This is a genomic window from Nostoc sp., assembly GCF_036917095.1.
GTDB lineage: Bacteria > Cyanobacteriota > Cyanobacteriia > Cyanobacteriales > Nostocaceae > Nostoc.
Genome location: NZ_JBALFH010000053.1, coordinates 40,766 through 59,082 on the forward strand (window position 1 = coordinate 40,766; position 18,317 = coordinate 59,082).

At 41.9% G+C, this 18,317-nt stretch carries 16 protein-coding genes and 1 pseudogene; 9 read left to right on the forward strand and 8 right to left on the reverse strand.

The window, feature by feature from the left end:
• Positions 1-240: 240 nt before the first annotated feature.
• Complete coding sequence (locus V7L01_RS30915) at positions 241-1,722, reverse strand: leucyl aminopeptidase (protein ID WP_335041736.1); 1,482 nt, start codon at positions 1,720-1,722, stop codon at positions 241-243.
• A gap of 184 nt (positions 1,723-1,906) precedes the next feature.
• Here V7L01_RS30915 and V7L01_RS30920 point away from each other — a divergent pair.
• Both V7L01_RS30920 and V7L01_RS30925 read left to right on the forward strand, forming a co-directional pair.
• Positions 1,907-2,278 (forward strand): annotated as a pseudogene (locus tag V7L01_RS30920) (type II toxin-antitoxin system RelE/ParE family toxin).
• Positions 2,271-2,486: a hypothetical protein gene (locus V7L01_RS30925; RefSeq protein ID WP_335041738.1), complete on the forward strand. Its 216-nt coding sequence runs from the start codon at positions 2,271-2,273 to the stop codon at positions 2,484-2,486. Before V7L01_RS30920 ends, V7L01_RS30925 begins: the two are co-directional and overlap by 8 nt.
• Positions 2,487-2,635: 149 nt before the next feature.
• On the opposite strand, the gene V7L01_RS30930 is transcribed toward V7L01_RS30925, so the two are convergent.
• The 3 genes from V7L01_RS30930 to V7L01_RS30940 form a co-directional block, all read right to left on the reverse strand.
• Complete coding sequence (locus V7L01_RS30930; RefSeq protein WP_335041741.1) at positions 2,636-3,823, reverse strand: EcsC family protein; 1,188 nt, start codon at positions 3,821-3,823, stop codon at positions 2,636-2,638.
• Positions 3,824-4,175: 352 nt separating this feature from the next.
• Entirely contained in the window at positions 4,176-5,006 is an 831-nt protein-coding gene (locus V7L01_RS30935; RefSeq protein WP_335041744.1) for an alpha/beta fold hydrolase, read from the reverse strand.
• Positions 5,007-5,078: 72 nt separating this feature from the next.
• Positions 5,079-5,804: a lysophospholipid acyltransferase family protein gene (locus tag V7L01_RS30940; RefSeq protein ID WP_335041745.1), complete on the reverse strand. Its 726-nt coding sequence runs from the start codon at positions 5,802-5,804 to the stop codon at positions 5,079-5,081.
• Positions 5,805-6,181: 377 nt separating this feature from the next.
• Here V7L01_RS30940 and metG point away from each other — a divergent pair, with 377 nt between their 5' ends.
• The 5 genes from metG (at position 6,182) to menH (ending at position 11,641) form a co-directional block, all read left to right on the forward strand.
• Positions 6,182-7,786 carry a methionine--tRNA ligase gene (gene metG / locus V7L01_RS30945; RefSeq protein WP_335041747.1) on the forward strand — a complete coding sequence of 535 codons (1,605 nt, stop codon included), beginning with the start codon at positions 6,182-6,184 and terminating at the stop codon, positions 7,784-7,786.
• A gap of 167 nt (positions 7,787-7,953) precedes the next feature.
• The gene (locus V7L01_RS30950) at positions 7,954-8,583 is read left to right on the forward strand and encodes a LabA-like NYN domain-containing protein (RefSeq protein WP_335041749.1); all 630 of its coding nucleotides are present in this window, start codon (positions 7,954-7,956) and stop codon (positions 8,581-8,583) included.
• Entirely contained in the window at positions 8,583-9,791 is a 1,209-nt protein-coding gene (gene lptC, locus V7L01_RS30955; protein ID WP_335041751.1) for an LPS export ABC transporter periplasmic protein LptC, read from the forward strand. Before V7L01_RS30950 ends, lptC begins: the two co-directional genes overlap by 1 nt.
• 319 nt (positions 9,792-10,110) lie before the next feature.
• Positions 10,111-10,512: a metal-sensitive transcriptional regulator gene (locus V7L01_RS30960; protein ID WP_335041753.1), complete on the forward strand. Its 402-nt coding sequence runs from the start codon at positions 10,111-10,113 to the stop codon at positions 10,510-10,512.
• A 310-nt stretch (positions 10,513-10,822) separates the two neighbouring features.
• Positions 10,823-11,641, forward strand: a complete 819-nt coding sequence (gene menH, locus V7L01_RS30965; protein WP_335041755.1) for a 2-succinyl-6-hydroxy-2,4-cyclohexadiene-1-carboxylate synthase — start codon at positions 10,823-10,825, stop codon at positions 11,639-11,641.
• 14 nt (positions 11,642-11,655) lie between these two features.
• On the opposite strand, the gene V7L01_RS30970 is transcribed toward menH, so the two are convergent.
• Positions 11,656-12,306 carry a glycoside hydrolase family 24 protein gene (locus V7L01_RS30970; RefSeq protein ID WP_335041757.1) on the reverse strand — a complete coding sequence of 217 codons (651 nt, stop codon included), beginning with the start codon at positions 12,304-12,306 and terminating at the stop codon, positions 11,656-11,658.
• Between the two features lie 217 nt (positions 12,307-12,523).
• The gene (locus tag V7L01_RS30975; RefSeq protein WP_335041759.1) at positions 12,524-13,183 is read right to left on the reverse strand and encodes an NAD(P)H-binding protein; all 660 of its coding nucleotides are present in this window, start codon (positions 13,181-13,183) and stop codon (positions 12,524-12,526) included.
• A gap of 178 nt (positions 13,184-13,361) precedes the next feature.
• On the opposite strand from V7L01_RS30975, the gene V7L01_RS30980 reads away from it, so the two are divergent.
• Positions 13,362-14,036 carry a DUF1997 domain-containing protein gene (locus V7L01_RS30980; protein ID WP_335041761.1) on the forward strand — a complete coding sequence of 225 codons (675 nt, stop codon included), beginning with the start codon at positions 13,362-13,364 and terminating at the stop codon, positions 14,034-14,036.
• A gap of 50 nt (positions 14,037-14,086) precedes the next feature.
• Here V7L01_RS30980 and V7L01_RS30985 read toward each other — a convergent pair whose 3' ends face one another.
• Positions 14,087-14,557, reverse strand: a complete 471-nt coding sequence (locus V7L01_RS30985) for a DUF4079 domain-containing protein (RefSeq protein WP_335041763.1) — start codon at positions 14,555-14,557, stop codon at positions 14,087-14,089.
• A 297-nt stretch (positions 14,558-14,854) separates the two neighbouring features.
• On the opposite strand from V7L01_RS30985, the gene V7L01_RS30990 reads away from it, so the two are divergent.
• On the forward strand, positions 14,855-16,138 hold the full coding sequence (locus V7L01_RS30990; RefSeq protein WP_335041764.1) for an ankyrin repeat domain-containing protein: 1,284 nt from the start codon (positions 14,855-14,857) through the stop codon (positions 16,136-16,138).
• A gap of 552 nt (positions 16,139-16,690) precedes the next feature.
• Here the strand turns inward: V7L01_RS30990 and V7L01_RS30995 are convergent.
• Positions 16,691-18,082 (reverse strand): PP2C family protein-serine/threonine phosphatase, encoded by a 1,392-nt coding sequence (locus V7L01_RS30995; protein ID WP_335041766.1) that lies wholly within the window; start codon positions 18,080-18,082, stop codon positions 16,691-16,693.
• Positions 18,083-18,317 lie beyond the last annotated feature (235 nt).

Genomic DNA, 18,317 nt, shown 5'->3' on the forward strand with positions numbered 1-18,317 from the left:
CAAAAAGCTTAACTTTCTGATTGCCAAATTACTTCTGTTACTATTGCAACAATTTTTGCTGGCAAGCTCAAGATAGCACGAATTTGGATATAGAGAAGAGGCAGGGGGACAGGGGGCAGGGGGCAGAGGGGCAGAGGGGCAGGGGGAACAGTGCAGAGCAGAGGCAGAGGGGTAGGGAGAACAGTGCAGAGCAGAGGCAGAGGGAAGGAATTTTCCCCCTGCTCCCTGCCCCTCTACTCCCTACTCTCCAGCTCCCAGTACCCAGTTAACTAGCGTCCGAACGCCGTAGCCAGTTGCCCCTGCGCCGTTGTAGCCATTTTCTTTATCTGTCCACACTGGGCCTGCAATATCTATGTGCGCCCAAGGGGTTTCTTTGACGAATTGCTTGAGGAAAAGGGCAGCGGTAATTGCACCACCCGGACGCGGGCCTGTATTTTTCATGTCCGCTATACCAGACTTTAGCCCTTCAAAATATTTTTCTTCCATTGGCATCCGCCAAATCTTTTCCCCTGAAGTTTCAGCAGCTTTCTCGATTTGGGAAGCTACAGCATCATCGGGAGTGTACAAACCAGCAATATCTTCACCCAAGGCAATGACGTTAGCACCGGTTAGGGTGGCTAAATCAACGATCGCATCCAAGCCCAATTTGTCGGTATAAACCAAGGCATCTGCTAGGGTCAAACGTCCTTCAGCGTCGGTGTTGTTCACTTCGATTGTTTTGCCGTTTGATGCTGTGAGAATGTCTCCTGGGCGCATGGCGTGACCGCTAATCATGTTCTCAGTCGCCGCCGAGATAAAGTGAACTTCTGAATCTGGCTTGAGTTGAGCAATTGCTTTTGCTGCGCCTAAGGTTGCAGCCGCACCGCCCATATCAATTTTCATGGTTTCGATGCCGCTACCCGCACCTTTAATATTGAGTCCGCCGGAGTCGAAGGTTAAACCTTTGCCAATAATTGCTAGTTTCTTTTTGGGTGTACCTTCTGGTTTGTAAGTTAGGTGAATGAATTTCGGTGGCAAATCGGAAGCTTGGGCTACTCCCAAAAAAGCACCCATGCCTAACTTTTCGCAGTCTTCTCGTTCCAGAATTTGTATTTGTAAACCGTGCTCGTTAGCGATCGCTTGAGCAGTTTCTGCCAATGTAATTGGTGTTACAGCGTTGGCTGGTGCTGCTACTAATTGCCGTGCCAAGTTCACTCCGGAAACGATTTGACTGGCGCGGGTGATGGCTGCTTCTTGTCCACCGAACCCTAGTAAATCTACGGTTTCTATTTGTGAACCTTTATCTTCTGGTTCTGATTTAAAGCGAATATCTTGGTAAAGTGCTAATTCGACACCTTCTGCGATCGCTTGGGCACTTGCGGCAGGATCGTTGTTCCACAATGGAAAACTAAATCCCAAAATTTTGCTTTTTTGCTTTTTTCCTACCCTAGCTACAGCAGCAGCAGCGCGGCGCAAAGTGTCGAGTTTTAGTGCATCTGGTTTACCCAAACCTACCAGAATCAATTTCCGCACTGGGCTACCAGCATTCACACGGGTGAAGATGGTACTGTTGGCTTTACCTTTAAATTCTTCTTCAGCAATTAGTTCTTTTAAGACACCGGAAAATTTTTGATCTAAAGTTGCCAATTCTCCGGTTAACTCTACTGCATCTTCAAATAATCCAATTGCCAAACTATCGCCTGCCCACTCTAGCAAAGGCTTATCACTAGGTTGAATTTTCATTTTGGAATTTTGTGTAAGTAATCCTTCTTGTACCAGTATTGCTCAAAATTCTTGTTTCATGGTGAGGGAAGTGGGAAGTGAGGGAGATAGGGGAGATGAGGGGTCAGTAGCTATAATCTTAGTGCTGAGAGTGTCAATCGATAATAGTCTTGAAAATGCATGACATTTTAACCATAATAAATTAGTGGAATGGCAAGTTGAGTTTCATGATGATTTCGAGTCTGAGTTCGATGCTCTACCTCAAGAAGTAAAAAATGAGTTGCTTGCTACGGCTCAGGTTTTAGAAAAGTTTGGCCCATAAGCAAAGCGTCCTCATGTTGATACACTCAAAGGGTCAAAGTACGTAAACATGAAAGAGCTACGATTCTCAGCTTTTGGTGGTGTTTGGCGTGTGGCATTTGCTTTTGACCCATTGAGACAAGCCATTTTATTGGTAGCAGGTGACAAATCCGGCGTTAGCCAAAAACTTTTTTATAAACACTTAATTCAAAAGGCTGATGCCCGGTACAAAAGTCATCTTCAAAAACTAAAAGAGGAAGGTAAGACGAATGGGTAAAAGCCTAAGAGAAAAAATTAAAGAACAGCCAATAGAAAGCCAAATTAAAATTGAAAGCCGGACTCAGGAATTAATAGCTCAGGAATTAACTAGACAAAAAATTAGACTAGAAAAACAGCAACTTAAAGTTCGAGGTAGAAAGGGAAAAACTTTAAAAAAAAGAGAGGTAGTTATATTTGGAAAGATTAATGATAGAACATTAATTTAGTAAAACACTACAAAAGCCTGCCAAACTCCAACGACTTGGCAGGATTTAAACTTATTAAAAATGTTTAGCTTCATTCAAAAGGTTGAATCACCTTTAAAGAGCTAGTTCCGTCTTTGATACTCGTGAACTCGGCTTATAACTCTACTCTTTTACCTGCTCTGGCCAATGCCCAATGCCCCAATTCCATTTGTGTCAATGTCAAATTTGCTGGCGATCGCTTTTATTATTTCTTGCTCAAGTGGTGTAGTCTTATTGTCAAGCTGGGCAATTTTTTCACACTGAACGAGCAAAGGTATAGCAAAATCACGATTCAGCTGATTGAGCAGTATATCTAAAGACTTAGGTGATTTGATATTTTGGGCAATGGCATCCAACGAGGTAGGACTGAGTTTTACAGCTTGTAATTCTGGCAAAATTTCTTCCAAAGTCTTATCTGGATGGCTAGCCAAAATCATGTGAACTAAGATTTGATCCATGACGGCTTCTTGAGCGATCGCACTTTCTAGATACTTTTCACTTTCGGCTTTTAATGTTGCCAATGTCTGTGGCGATGCCAGAGAAGTTGATTCATCCAGCTTGGTTTCGTAAAATCGGCAAGCAGCATACCCCAATGAATAGATCATCGTTGCATTGGAACTAGCTCCAATAACTGCACCCGCTAAGGGCACATTTCGCAGCAAGCCTAATCCCGCAGCTTTCAATAAACGCCCTCCACCCAAAGCCAACCCAAAAATTGCTAAAATTTCACCTTTCCGAGCAGGATCTTTTAAATCTAGCCCGTAGACAGATGCAATTTGATAAAGCATTTCTGACTGCAATTTTGTTGTGGCTGTTAAATCAATTGCCAATAATGCCACTGCTATTCCTGGCAAAATACTAGTGGCTAGTCCAACTGTGGCTGCTTGAGTTGCTTTTTCCACCATGATGCGGTGAGCAAGCTGGCTAGGTGATTCATTTGGATACTGTTTCTTAAGCTTGTTTACCGCCGCTTCTGCTTGTTCTAAATCAACAAGGTTACTATCGTTAATCAGCCAATTGAGATTTAAGACTCCAGATAGTTTTCTAATCAGCCAATTTTCGCTGAGGCGATTCACAACCTCACCGCTGCTTTGAGTTGTTTGCTCAATTAACTTGTGTGTTTGTTTCGCCGTCGCTTCTCCCACCTCTACTGCTGTATCTAAAACTGCTTTGCCAGTCTGAGCAACAGTTTCAACAAAAGACTCTAATATAGAGGGTTCCTTTTCTACTGATGATTGAGCCTGGATTTTTACTTCTGAAGTTTCTCTGGGTGAATTAACTATTTTGTTCACCTCTATTTTTTGGGGTTTGTCTGCCATTGCTTGACACCATCTTGTAAAGCCTCTCTCTTTAAATTTGTAGCGAAGTATGAGCGGCTCTACATCCCTCTATAAACGTAAATATCAGTTTAAGATTAACTATTTTATTGTCTGAACAATTGTGTTAATCCATCAACAATAGGCACATATTGCTCAGGGGTGAGTGTTCCCAAATACGCCAAAACTCGATTTATATCTAATCCCCGCGTTCGATCTAGTTAAGGCAATGGAAGACAGAGGCAAACCAGCACCATCTGACAAACGCGGGTATAAGATGGGATTATTGAACACCTAAAAACCACTCTAAGTAGTTAAAGGTGCAATCATTATGGTGTGTTTGGAGTTTATTTAATTAATTTTTATTTACCTCTTGCCCCACACTTATATCAGCTTTACTTTCTAAAAAGTCGTTATCCTTGAGAATGTCATAGAGATTAATATCTTGCTCTAGTAAGCAAGCGTGTCCGCAATCGGGCAACACCACAATTTTGGTATTTGGTAAGATATTCCCTATCCGCTTCACTTCAGTTACAGAAGGTAAAAGGCGATCGCTACCACCGGCAATTAGCAATACTGGTTGACTTAAGTGGCTTAATTGCTCCCGATCAACTTCAAACTCCCGCAGTAAAGACAATCGCCAAAGAACGGTTTCTGGTGGTACAGAACGCATAGTTTTCAACAGTTCATGGCGATCGCTTTGAGAAATGCGTGGCAAAGATGCTAGAAACGGCAACAACCCCAGTGCGCCAACATCATACAACTCTGATGGCACTAAGTAAGTAAGTTGGGATGCCCAATTCAACCAAGGGCGAAGATGAAAGGAGGAAGCTGGGTTAATTAGGATAATTCGCTTAAATAACTGCGGTGCTTGGATTGCTGTTTTCATTGCCAAGCAACCACCAAACGACTCACCACACAAATAAACTGCCCTCTGGGAACTTTTTTCTAATTCGGCGTGGATCAAGTCCAATACACTTTTAGCTAGCACATCCCAAGAGTTAAGGTCTTTCCGTGGAATCGCCAAACAACGGACATCAAAGCCAGTTTCTAATCCAGCGGTTTGCGATCGCAATAGTTGACCAGTTCCATCCATTCCTGGCAAGTATACTAACAGCGGATACTCTGGCTGTACTCGTTTAGGGGTCAGAAAACAAGGGTTTAGCTCAACTTCTCTTATAGTCATTGGTCATTGGTCAATGGTATAAAACTTTTGGACTGCTGATTGTTGCTTATAAAAGCTTGGGTGTTTTTGATTTTAATAGCAACCTTGACGCAGTAAATTGCTGATTTCAGCATGACAGTGTTCTGTCAGTTCAGCCACAACAGTTCTGGCTTGCTTGCCGTGATATTTTTTTTGATGTTGGGGCGTAATCCAATAAGGGCGGCCGATTAACACAGCAACCCGACGATAAATTACCAGGGGATGCCAACCACCTTGGTTAAACAAAGGTTCTGAAGGGTCAAATAGACTCAAAAGCCTTAAAGGGAAGCCATTCGTGTTTACCTCTTCTAAGGAGGCGATCGCGATCGGCAAAATAGCTAGATCCTGCACATCCGCACGCAATGCTAAATGAGCAAATCCTCGCTGAAATTCACCCAGATGATTTGGCTTGGTAAATTTCACCATTGGTTCAGTTCCTTCTGGAAATACTCCCACCATCTGCTTGGACTGCAATAGCACCTGCGACTGCGAAAAAAAGCTTTGCTGGCGGTTTTGAGTTTCTTCCAAAGGAAAACACCCCAACTGTCCGGTGACAATCTCCCGCATGACTGGCACTTGTCCCATGTAGTGATGGCAAGCAAAGCGAATCGGATTCGATAACGCCGCCATTAAAATCAGTGCATCCATAAAGCTGCGGTGATTGCTGACTACCAACACGCTGGCATCCTGGGGAATGCGATCTTCGTAATAGCGAAACATTTGCGTTGAGAATGCCGCCACCAAAGCGCGAGAAATCTCCAGGGGGCTATTTAGACTCATACCTAATCAATATATTTTTCCGGTGAATATGGCAGTTTATCTTAAATTAATTTTTACATTTCTTTACTACTGCCATGACCGTCTTAAGATAGAAATATCTAATCCACAAAAGCAGCTAGATTTTCTGCTTTTTCAATTTTGTATTCTCCATCACAAGAATATCTAATAGGAACTATTCAAAAAAATTATGATTAGTTAATTTTCATCTTTTAGGCAAAAACAAGCTGAATTGATGCATATTATAAAACAATTCTTGACCTGAGAAATTTGCTAGTATGAAGATGTTCTTGGAAAAAATCGGAATAATATTGTATAATTGCGTGGTTTTGCCGATAAAAAGATGTAAAACGTTTTAATTAACTTAATTTTTATTTTGCATGAATCTAGTGAATAAAACACAAAAGACATTTGCACTTACAACACCGTTATATTATGTAAACGATGTCCCCCATATAGGCAGTGCTTATACGACGATCGCAGCAGATGTAGTAGCACGATTTCACAGGCTGCTGGGGCATCAGGTATTACTGATTACAGGTACAGATGAACATGGGCAAAAAATTCAGCGATCGGCAGAAAGTTTAGGCAAAGCACCACAAGAGTTTTGCGATGAAATTGTCCCTAGCTTCGTGAGTTTATGGCAGTTACTAGACATTCAATACGATCGCTTTAGTCGGACTACTGCGCCTCGTCATGAAGCGATCGTTAAAGAATTCTTTGAGCGAGTCTGGGAATCTGGTGATATCTACCAGGGACAACAACAAGGCTGGTACTGCGTATCCTGCGAAGAATTTAAAGAAGAACGGGATCTGCTAGAAGGACACCGTTGCCCGATTCATACTAACAAAGAAGTGGAGTGGCGAGACGAACAAAACTATTTTTTCCGCTTATCCAAATATCAAACTAAGCTGACAGAATTTTATCAATCTAAACCGGATTTTATTCAACCAGAAAGTCGGCGCAACGAAGTCCTCAGCTTTGTCAATCAAGGGCTGCAAGACTTTTCCATTTCACGAGTGAATCTAGATTGGGGTTTTCCCGTACCAGTCGATGCCAAGCACACTCTTTATGTGTGGTTTGACGCCCTGCTAGGTTATGTAACGGCATTACTTGAACCAGATGCAGAACCGACTTTAGAAAATGCTTTAGAAAAATGGTGGCCGATTAACTTGCACCTAATTGGTAAGGATATTTTGCGCTTCCATGCAGTTTACTGGCCAGCAATGCTGTTGTCGGCTGGCTTACCATTGCCAGAAAGAGTATTTGGACATGGCTTTTTGACCAAAGATGGTCTGAAGATGGGTAAAAGTCTGGGTAACACCCTCGATCCTGTGGCGTTAGTTCAGCGCTATGGTAGTGATGCCGTTCGTTATTACTTCCTTAAGGAAATCGAATTTGGCAAAGATGGAGATTTTAATGAAGTTAGGTTCATTAATGTTCTGAATGCAGATTTGGCAAATGATTTAGGTAATTTGCTCAATCGCACCTTGGGCATGGTGAAGAAATACTGCGCTGATAATAATGTCCCATCAATCGGCAATGAAGCAATTCCTGACGAAAATCCTTTGAAAGCAATTGGTTTACGTCTAGGGGAACAGGTAAAACAAGCCTATGAGGAGCTAGCTTTCAGTCAAGCTTGCGTGGACATACTTTCACTGGCGCAAGCCAGTAATAAGTTTATTGAGGAACAAGCTCCTTGGGCATTGTATAAACAGGGACAGCAGGAGGCGGTGGAAAAAGTTCTGTACGCAGTTCTAGAATCAGTTAGACTAGCAGCTTATCTGCTATCCCCAATTATTCCGAACATCAGCAGCGATATTTATCAGCAGCTGGGCTTTGGAATAAACTTTAACGATCGCATACAAAGTTCTATTGCTGCTCCTTTTGCCACCCATGCGACATGGGGGCTACTATCTAGTAAACAACAGTTGGGTACATACCAACCTGTTTTTCAGCGAATAGAACCCCCGAAAAACGATTAGTCCTTATCAAACTCTGATTTTGTTCAATTTCTTATTTTCTCAAAAAATTTATCGGGGCTGAACTTAATATTAGTCCCGGAACATTATCATAAGCCGCTGTGACTAGCATCTAAAAGTTGGTAATTCGTATCAAAAATAACAAGGATAAAAATTGAGGTATCACAACAATGTTGAATAATTTGGAAACCGATTCAATATTTACGCCAGAACAAGTTTTGGAGAATCGGGGCAGGGTCGCCATATTTATTGATGGCTCAAATCTATTTTACGCTGCATTGCAACTAGGGATTGAAATCGACTACACCAAGTTATTGTGTCGATTAACTGGAGGTTCTAGACTACTGCGGTCTTTTTTCTACACTGGGGTAGATCGGACAAACGAGAAGCAACAGGGGTTTCTGCTGTGGATGCGTCGCAATGGTTATCGAGTCATTGCTAAAGATTTAGTCCAGCTACCAGATGGCTCTAAAAAAGCTAACCTGGATGTAGAAATAGCAGTAGATATGATGGCACTAGTAGATTCTTATGATACCGCAGTTTTAGTTAGCGGTGATGGGGATTTGGCATATGCGGTAAATTCAGTCAGCTATCGCGGCGTGCGGGTAGAAGTAGTGAGCTTGCGTTCGATGACCAGCGACAGCTTAATTAATGTCAGCGATCGCTACATTGATTTAGAAGCCATCAAAGAAGATATTCAAAAAACCCCTCGCCAAAGCTATCCATACCGACCGTTAACTGGCATTGGTTTTTTGGAAGACCCTAGAACTAGTGATGGACACCTAGAAATCCAAGAATAATGGCGCATCAATTTTATAAAAGAGGGAGATGGGGAAAGAGAAAAATTCAAAATTTCTCCTCCACTCCCTCCTTTCTTATTTTACCTTTGACCTTTTTCTTGGTATTTGGTTTAGTTTCCTGCGGCGACAAATCCCCCCCAGCTTCCCAACAAAATACTGCGGATTCATCTAACAAAGATAGCAATTTGACTTTCTTTGATGTCACCCTAGAACAAGCAGATGAAGTGGGAAGACCGATTTGGAAAGTTAGGGCTAAAACCGCAAAATATACCAAAGAAAAACAAATTGGTCAGGCTGAAAGCCCTTATGGTGAACTATATCAAGATGGTAAGGTAGTTTACCAAATTAAGGCAGATGTAGCAGATATTGAACAAGATGGAAAGCAGTTATTTCTTAAGGGTAAGATATTTGCCACAGACCCTACTAATGGGATTGTATTGCAAGGTAATGAATTAGAATGGCGTCCCAAAGAAGATTTGTTGATTGTCCGTAACCAGATTAATGGTACTCATAAACAACTACAAGCGGTGGCGCAGGAAGCGCGAGTTAAAACCCGCGAACAGCGCATGGAATTTTCTGGACGGGTAGTAGCAAATTCTACCGATCCCCAGATGCAAGTGAGAACCGAGCATTTAATCTGGAATATTAAAGAAGAAAAACTGATTGGCGATCGCCCTTTACAAATTGACCGCTATAAAGATAATAAAATTAGCGATCGCGGCAAGGGAAATTCTGCCGAAGTCAACTTAAAAACGAAAATTGCCACTATTCAAAAAAATGCTCAATTAGACTTACTAGACCCACCAGTGCAAATAGCTAGTAACTCTATGACTTGGAACATGAACACAGAAACTGTTACTACAAATTCCCCCGTGCGGATGTTTCAGCGTGTCGAAAACCTTACTGTCACCGCCAATCAAGGTGAAATGAAAATACCGCAAAAAACGGTTTATTTAACAGGTAATGTCAACGCTATTGGTCAGCGTCGCCAGTCTTTGAGATCCAATACATTAACTTGGTATTTAGACAATAAGTTAGTTGAAGCTCAGGGGAATATAATTTATCGACAAGCCGATCCACAATTAAATTTTACGGGTGAAACAGCCGTTGGTAATCTGGAAACAGAAAATATTGTTGTTAAAGGTGGCAGCTCTAGCGGTAGGGTAGTAACAGAAATTATTCCCCAAGAAAGAGCCAATCGTCAGTAGTTAAATAGGCGCTTAGAAACCGCAACTACACGAAGCTTAACCCGCCTGTGCGGGTTAAGGGACTTCCAAAAAAATATTTTATCGCTTTTAAGGCAGGGGACAGCGGGAGGAAAAGTCGTTTTGATTCCAAAAATTTGGATAATTTATTTTTTTCTGGTGCGCTACACTGCGGGAACGCTTTGTCTACGTTTGTGTGGCCGTAAATTTCACGGGTTCCATTCGCCATTGCTCAAGTTTACACATATGGGTGTAAACTCATTAGCGATTAACCATTACCCTCTAGGCTAGGATCTTAGTACTACAAATCTTTTGATAACCCATGAATGGATCAAACCGATTAGGCAAAGAATCCTTGCCAATACCCCAGCAAGCAGAACATTCCCACCATCACGATCCAGACCACGAGCATACAGATCGTACTCATGGAAATGGAGAGTCGGCTCATCCTCACGTCCATAGCGAAGAGTCATTACGGCGAATTGCCAATCGATTATCGCGGATAGAAGGACATGTTCGTGGTATTAAAACAATGGTGCAGCAAAATAGCCCTTGTCCTGATGTTTTACTGCAAATTGCCGCAGTGCGGGGCGCATTGGATAAGGTAGCGCGAATTGTTTTGGATGAACATTTAACTGAATGTATTGCTCGAGCTGCACAAGAGGGTAATATTGACGTTGAAATTAAACAGTTAAAGGCTGCTTTAGATCGTTTTTTACCTTAAAAATAAAAAATTCACTTGCATGACAAGACATTTTGTAGAGATGCGAGATTTGGTATATTGACCGAGGCAAAGTCTTCTTTATGCCAAAATTAACATAAGTGTCTCACAGTCATAGCTGATGCTCTAGGCAGTTCCAAAGTAATTGCACTATGGTAAATATGCCCTCCAAAGTGTATTGGGGCGGGGACGTTTTGGCATTACTTATCTTGCCAAGGCTAGAAAAAGCTATACATACAGCAGCAAACCCTACGTAGTTATCTTGCGTAAACGAAAAGTTAAACTAGCTTGTACTTTACACATATCTTATAAAATGACTTTAGAAAAATATAAATTTAACTATTATTTCAATATAAATATTAATAAATTTATAATTATTTTTTTACATGGCTTCATGGGAAATATTAACGAATTTGATGAAGCTATAAAATTTCTAGCAGAAGATTTTTCTTATCTTATCCTTGACTTACCAGGACATGGTAAAACCGAAGTTGTAGAAGGTGATGAATACTATGGAATGGAACCCACTGCTAAAGCAATAATCAATTTATTAGATGAATTAAAAATAGATAAATGCCACTTAATGGGTTATTCGATGGGTGGAAGATTAGGTTTATACCTAACTCTAAATTTCCCAGAACGTTTTATTAAAGTCGTATTAGAATCATCCTCCCCAGGTTTAGCAACAGAAGCAGAACGATTAGAACGAGTTAGGCGTGATGCTCAAATAGCTAGAAAATTAAGCAGAAGTATTATTCAAACCGATTTTGCTACTTTTTTATCGAATTGGTACAATCAACCAATTTTTGGTTCTATAAAAAATCATCCAGAATACGATCGCATGATAGAAAGTCGGTTGCAGAATAATCCACATGAATTAGATAAATCACTGCGCTTCATGGGAACTGGATGCCAACCTTCTTTGTGGGAAAAGCTACAAGAGAATAAAATTCCTCTGCTCTTACTAGCAGGTGAATACGATCAAAAATTTATATCTATTAATACAGAAATGGCTGAAGTCTGTGAATGTGCCCAACTAAAAATAATTAGTAATGCTGGACATAATATTCACTTTGAAAATACCTTGGCATTTGTGGAAAATATCAAATGTTTTTTGTATGCAGCAAGTTAAAAATTAAAATAGCCTCACTGCTTCTTTACTGCCTTGCTAGAAGGAGTTGGGGATGCTATCAACTTCGGGGCTGTTGGTTGCTTTGCTGCACTTAATTCCTCTTGTAACATTTTCTGATAAACCTTAGGCAAAGAGTTACTAACAGAATTAGTTTCTATGCCATATCCCAGACTTGTCCAAGTGGGAGAAAGTCGCCGCAAAACATCATTTAACTTTCCCTGATGCAACTGTTGAGAAATATCAGTTCCCCAAACTTTAGAATCATTCAACCAACGGTAAACTACTACATCTTGATATTCTGCTTCAAAACTATAAGCAGTCCAAAACATCATCCGCATCGGCTTTGGATGATAACGGGGGGCTAAACGATACCAAGTAATGTTGATAATTTGATACCTGCCAGCAGCAGTAGAACAATTTCCAGTGTTGGGGCCTGTGACAATTGTGACGCATATCTCAGGATGTCGGCTCAGGTCGTTAACTTGCTGCCCACCGTATAACAGCGAATAGGGACGGTTACCACTTGCCTCACTCGCCGAGATGGTTCGCATTAAAGCGCGGATATAAGGGTCGCCCTGTTTCATCACTAAAGGCGGCTGTTTAACTGCAAAGATCGGATCGGGAGGCGATCGCAAGTCTCCAATATACCATTGCAACAAATACACAAAGCCGAGAAGCGCGGCTATTGGCCCAATAAGTTTTTCAACACCTTTGAATTCAAAGCCTTTCAGAGTCCGACTCCTTCAAATTTGCTCTCTTTGCTCACAACAATGATTGACGCGCTCATTCTGGCAAAGTTCACTTAGACCGACTGTTTGTAAGGGCGCACAGATACAGATATACGCCCCTACCGCGTGTTGCTCCTAACTCATCACTGGTTAATTACGCGACGTTAGCAAATAATTCCCCAAAAGTTTTGGAGGCTGCTTCCGGTTTAGCAACAATCTCGACAATTTTATTGCGTGCATCTGCTTCAAACAGCGCCTCAACAGCAACTTGGGCGACTTTCTGCCTGGGAATACTACCGTCGAACAGTGTATCAGCACTCTGCATGACGATCGCGTCGGAGTTATCTTCATTCTTCAACCCACCAGGTCGCACAATCGTATAGGTAAGACCACTTTTCTGGATGTACTCTTCAGCTTGCTTTTTCCACACCAAAATTAGCCAAAACAAGTTTAGCGGATGGAAAAGCTGGGAAGTACACAAAGAAGAAACGAAGACAAAATGCTCAATTCCCCTTGTCTTAGCAGCATTGACTAAATTTTTAGTCCCTTCAAAATCCACTTTATAGGGGCCAGTGGGGTCAAAGCTAGGTTTTGCCCCAGTAGCAACCAACAAAACTGTGCTATCTCCCAACGCAGCAGTTAAACTTTCTAGTTCTAACACGTCCCCTACTACCAATTCGGCTTCCGGAGAGAGAATACCCCTAGCTTTCTCTATATCCCGTACCAAGGCTCGGACGGGAATATTCCGCGCTATCAATTCTTGCACAATCCGGCGACCTGTTTCACCCGTTGCCCCTGCTACAAATGCTTTCATGAGAAATGCTATCCTGGGAAACTATTGTGTGCTTGTTCAGTTCTTTATTTTAGTAATTCTATGGAGGTGATGGCAGATTAATGAGGTTTCGGTCAAAATGGGATATTGGTGTGAAATGACCCAGGAATGTGGGGAATCATTAATATAGACGAACGCCAAAGTATACATTAATGTATTTATGCTCTCAACAAACGGTGAATATAAATCCTGGGAAATAACAGAAGCAGTTTTACCTGTAGCGTCTAGCCAAGAAGAAGCCGAGGATACATTAACAGAAGCAAATATAGCGACGCTCACAAAATTTTCCGGTCGTTATGAAGATTTTATGGAAATGTCTGCCCCAGTAGAAAAGGTTGCCGAGTATCTTAATGCTCATGCCTCATGGTTTTGTCGTTGCGCTGAACCCATGAAGGTGCAACCACTTGGGGAAAATGGCTATGCTTTAGTAATTGGTCGTTTTGGTGCTTTTGGTTATGAAGTAGAACCGAAGATTGGTTTGGAATTATTACCTCCAGAGGAAAGTATTTACCGCATCCGTACAATTCCCATTCCTGACTACCAACCGCCCGGTTATGACGTAGATTATCGGGCATCTCTACAGTTAATAGAAACCGATGCTTCCAGTAGCACTGGCGAGGTTACAAGAGTTGAATGGGAATTGGATTTAATGGTTTATTTGCACTTTCCCAGGTTTATTCAGCGCTTACCCAAGTCTATAATTCAATCTACAGGCGATCGCTTACTTAACCAAATCGTCCGCCAAGTCTCCCGCCGCTTAACTCGCAAAGTTCAGGAAGATTTTCATAAATCTTTAGAAATACCCTTTTCTGGGAATTCTAAGCAAAAGCGCTGAGTTAATAGTCCTTTGTCATTTGTTTATGAGAAATGACAAAGGACTACTTACTATGCTTTAGTGAGAATTCTTTGGACAATTTGCACGCCAGTAACAGCCTGCCAAGCAAAAAGCCCCAAAAGCGTGAAATTTAGCAAAATATGAGTTGCACGCGCCCAATTTGCTCCTTTTTGCATATAAGGAGACAAAGCAGCAGAAAATGCAATCAAACCGGTCATACCCAGTCCTGCGAGCAGGTGAGGCCCGACAAATAATTTGCCATTATTGATGTAAGTGACAGCCATACCTCCGATCGCACCTGTTACCATCAAAGCTAGGAGTATAGACCCGATTTGGTAGTGTCTAACGTTATATTTACCTTTAATCAGTTCTTTCTTTTCTTCTCCCTGAGCATTTCTGGTACGCTGTACTTGCAGCCCCAAGTAGGCAGCATAAATTGAGAATGCTAATAGCGCCCACATGAGCACCGGATGAAAGAAGTTTAGCCAATATTTTACCGACGCAGAAAGTTCCAGACTCATGGTGTTCTCGCCCAATTATTAAATCTTCATAAAAATTAGCATAACTCTATTTTCTGTGCTTAATATTGCACAAATTAAAAGAGACTGAGGGAGAGCACAGAAGAAACAAGTAAAGCCTCCCTTACTTTAATTTGCATCAATTCAATAGCCAGAATGCTTGCCAAAACTGCATTTATTAAGGTTGAAATTTGAATGAGTGAATTTTGAATTGCATAACCCTCTTGCCAAAGTGGATAAACAATCTCAGACTAAATTTTGAGGGTATACGAACAAAACCCCCTGTGTGGGATCTCATCCATGACTGAAAACAACGATACTTTGCTGCTAAAAGCTGCTAAAAGTGGCGATATCAAGGGACTGTGTGCGGTACTGGCTGCTGGTGCGAGGGTGGACGCGGGCGATCGCCTTGGCACTACGGCGTTAATGTTTGCTGCCAATTTAGGCTACACCGAAATTGTGCGATCGCTACTGGATGCTGGGGCAAATATCAACTTGCCCAGAAAACTCTATGGTTTGACGGCTTTGATGTTGGCAGCTAGTGCCAAGCAGCTTGACATTGTGCAGCTTTTACTATCCAAAGGTGCTGATGTCAATGCGACTAATGAAGATGGCAGCACAGCTTTAATGGCAGCAGTACTCAAAGGGCATGTAGATGTAGTGCGAGTCTTATTGGCTGCTGGCGCGAAGGTGAATATCGCAGATAAAGATGATGATACTGCCTTGAAACTCGCCGTTAAGCAGGGAAAAATAGAAGTTTTAGAAGCAATTCTCCAAACTGGTGCAGATGTCAATATCCAAGATGAGGAGGGTGAAACACTCTTAACATTAGCGGCAGATTTGGGACATCTAGAGATTGTGGAAGCACTATTAGCAGCAGGGGCTGATGTGAATGTGAAAAACGCTGATGGTGGAACTGCCCTATCGGCAGCAGCAGCAGCTGGACACAGTGCGATCGCAGCAGCTTTACTAGATCGAGGTGCCGAGATTAATCTCCAAGATCGAGATGGTGAAACAGCCCTACACCTTGCCGTTGTGGAAGGCTACATTGATGTCGTGCAAGTGTTACTTACCAGGGGTGCAGATGTTCAAATTAGGAACCACCTGGGTGATACACCACTGCTTGTAGCCGCATTGCAGGGACATAGCCAAATTGTCGAAGCACTGCTGAATTCTGGGGGAGATATCAATGGGAAAAATCTTGGTGAAGTACCTTTGACTTTGGCTGTATCACAAGGACACACCCAAACAGTGAAAGTCTTGCTAGAGTATGGTGCTGATGCCAACACTCCGAGGGATGATGGCAAAACTGCTTTGATCGAGGCAACTGAACGCAAGCACACAGAGATAATACATTTGCTGCTGGCAAAGGGGGCAGATGTGAACTTTCAAGACTCAGCAAGGGCAACAGCATTGATGTGGGCTGCCTCAGCAGGTTACGGCGAAATTGTGCAGTTATTACTCCAAGCTGGGGCAGATGTGAATTTGAAAAACCGGGGTGGTTATACTGCTTTGATGATTGCAGAATTTAATGGTTATAAGAATGTGGTGCGGAGTCTGCAAAAAGCTGGGGCGCAAGAATAGCCATCTGAATTCTTTAACTAAAAAATTTTCAGAAATATGTTGATAAATCAATAAATGAAGGTGATTTACTTAAAAAGTGAGGAGATTTAAAAAACCAATTCTAGGCGTAAGAAATAAAAAAAGCAAAACTCCGTCGTAGCTGTTGTGAACTTGCTACGGCGGAGAAAGGAAAAATTAAAACGACAAGAGGGAGCAGGCTAAATGCTTGCGTCACAAGGAAAGAAAGTAAGAAAGCAAAAATGAAGAAGTAAATTTACCTTTTACTTTTTACCTTGTAGATTTTACCTTTTACCTGGTCTTCCCCTTGGCGTTTCCTACTGTGCTAGATGTGCAAAATATATAGTTTTTACTGGAACAGAAAAGTATTCTAACGATCATTTTTTATGTAACATCCTAAAGGCTAAATACAAACAAGTCGCGAAAAAAGGTTGATGTGCGACCATTTGAGCGATCGCTACGGAAATTCAAAGAAAAAATAAATAAAAAATTAAATTTAGTAGAATCACTATGGTGAATCCCTAGTCACCATAAGCTTAAGCAAAATACTGATGACTATAAAATTTGCAGAACAACTAGTGTCATATCATCAGTGTTTTGCTTATCAGGGCCGATGAATTGCTGAACTTGGTCAAATAGGTAATCCACAATCTCTTCTGGCCCATTGCAGTACTTGCAAGCCGTATTGAAGCCAGCCACAAAGTTATCTTCATCGAAGCGATCGCCACCAGCGGCAGCAGCATCGGTCAAGCCATCTGTATAGTAAATAATTGTATCCCCAGGCTCTAACTGTGCCTGGGCATCTTCATATTGGCTGTTAGCATCCAAACCGATTAGCATTCCCAAGGTATCTAAACGGCTGACAGTTTTTGTAGCTGCGTGCCACCACAAGGGAGGATTGTGTGCCGCATTGCTATAAGACAAAATTCGACTGTAGGGATTATATTCTGAATAAAATAGCGTTACAAAGCGGTGGGAATTTTCCAAATCCGCATACATAACTCTATTTAAGTTTTGTAGAATTCCGGCTGGAGAATTACCATGTAGCACTTCTCCCCGTAACATTCCCCGCATCATCGTCATAATCAGCCCAGCGGGGACACCTTTGCCCATGACATCTCCAATAACCAAACCCCAGCGACTAGTTTCGCTGCCACCTTTGAGCTTGGGCTGAATCTTATTGTGATTGGTAGCAATAAAGTCGTAATAGTCTCCGCCAACGCGATTGGCAGGTTTACAACGTGCCGCCAGGACTGCACCAGGGATTGTGGGGCATTGACGTGGCAAAAGTCGCCGTTGAATTTCTGCGCCAATTTCTAGTTCTTGGTCTAGGCGTTCTTTTTTTCTTAGTTCTACAGCTAGTTCATCGTTTTCGATCGCTACTGCTGTTTGGTCTGCCACTAACCTAACTAACTTTTGCCTGGTTTCTGTCCAACTATATTCTGGATCGCGGCTCAAGACATAGAGCCATCCCCGTTCTGTATGCTTCACCAGAATTGCTGTACCAAAGATTTGCACATCTGGCCCCAAATAGCGATGCATCTGGTCATCCAAAATCCCCGTGGCATTCGCTAGAGGGGCACTATTGGGCATAAGCGTGATTTGACTGCTGGCTATTTCTAGTGCTTTGCGAATATTCTTTCGCTGGCCGCTATCTTGCCAATGTAATTGTTCTAACCTGACTTGACCATTAGGTTTGTAGAGAAACAGGGCGCTACCGTCTGCATCTGTGACTCTTGTTGCCATTAGCGGGATCAGTTCCAAAAACTGATTCAAATTATTGAAACTTCTCAGAGCAAATCCCAAAGAACTTAGCAAATCTTGAATTTTGTTCTGTTCCCGGTGCAACCTTGCCACGAGTTCTTTGAGTGCCACGACTGGTGTGACATCCGTCGCGGCACTACTATTGCTGTCAGTGGGTTGAGAGGGCAGTTGAGACACAGGCACAGGTACTATTGCACTTTATATTGGTAGATTTTAGATTACTTATAAATCTTTTGGCTTTGGCATTGCTAAACCATATTTAGGCAAGACTTGTCATTTTAGCAAGAGTATAAAGACGTAACAGACAAATTTTATAAGTATTTTATTTGTTTATTGTATTTTTGATGGAATATTAGGAATTTTAAATCATGTATTTTTAGTCCAAACCCAACCCGTAAAAATTACTAGTTTCAGTGAT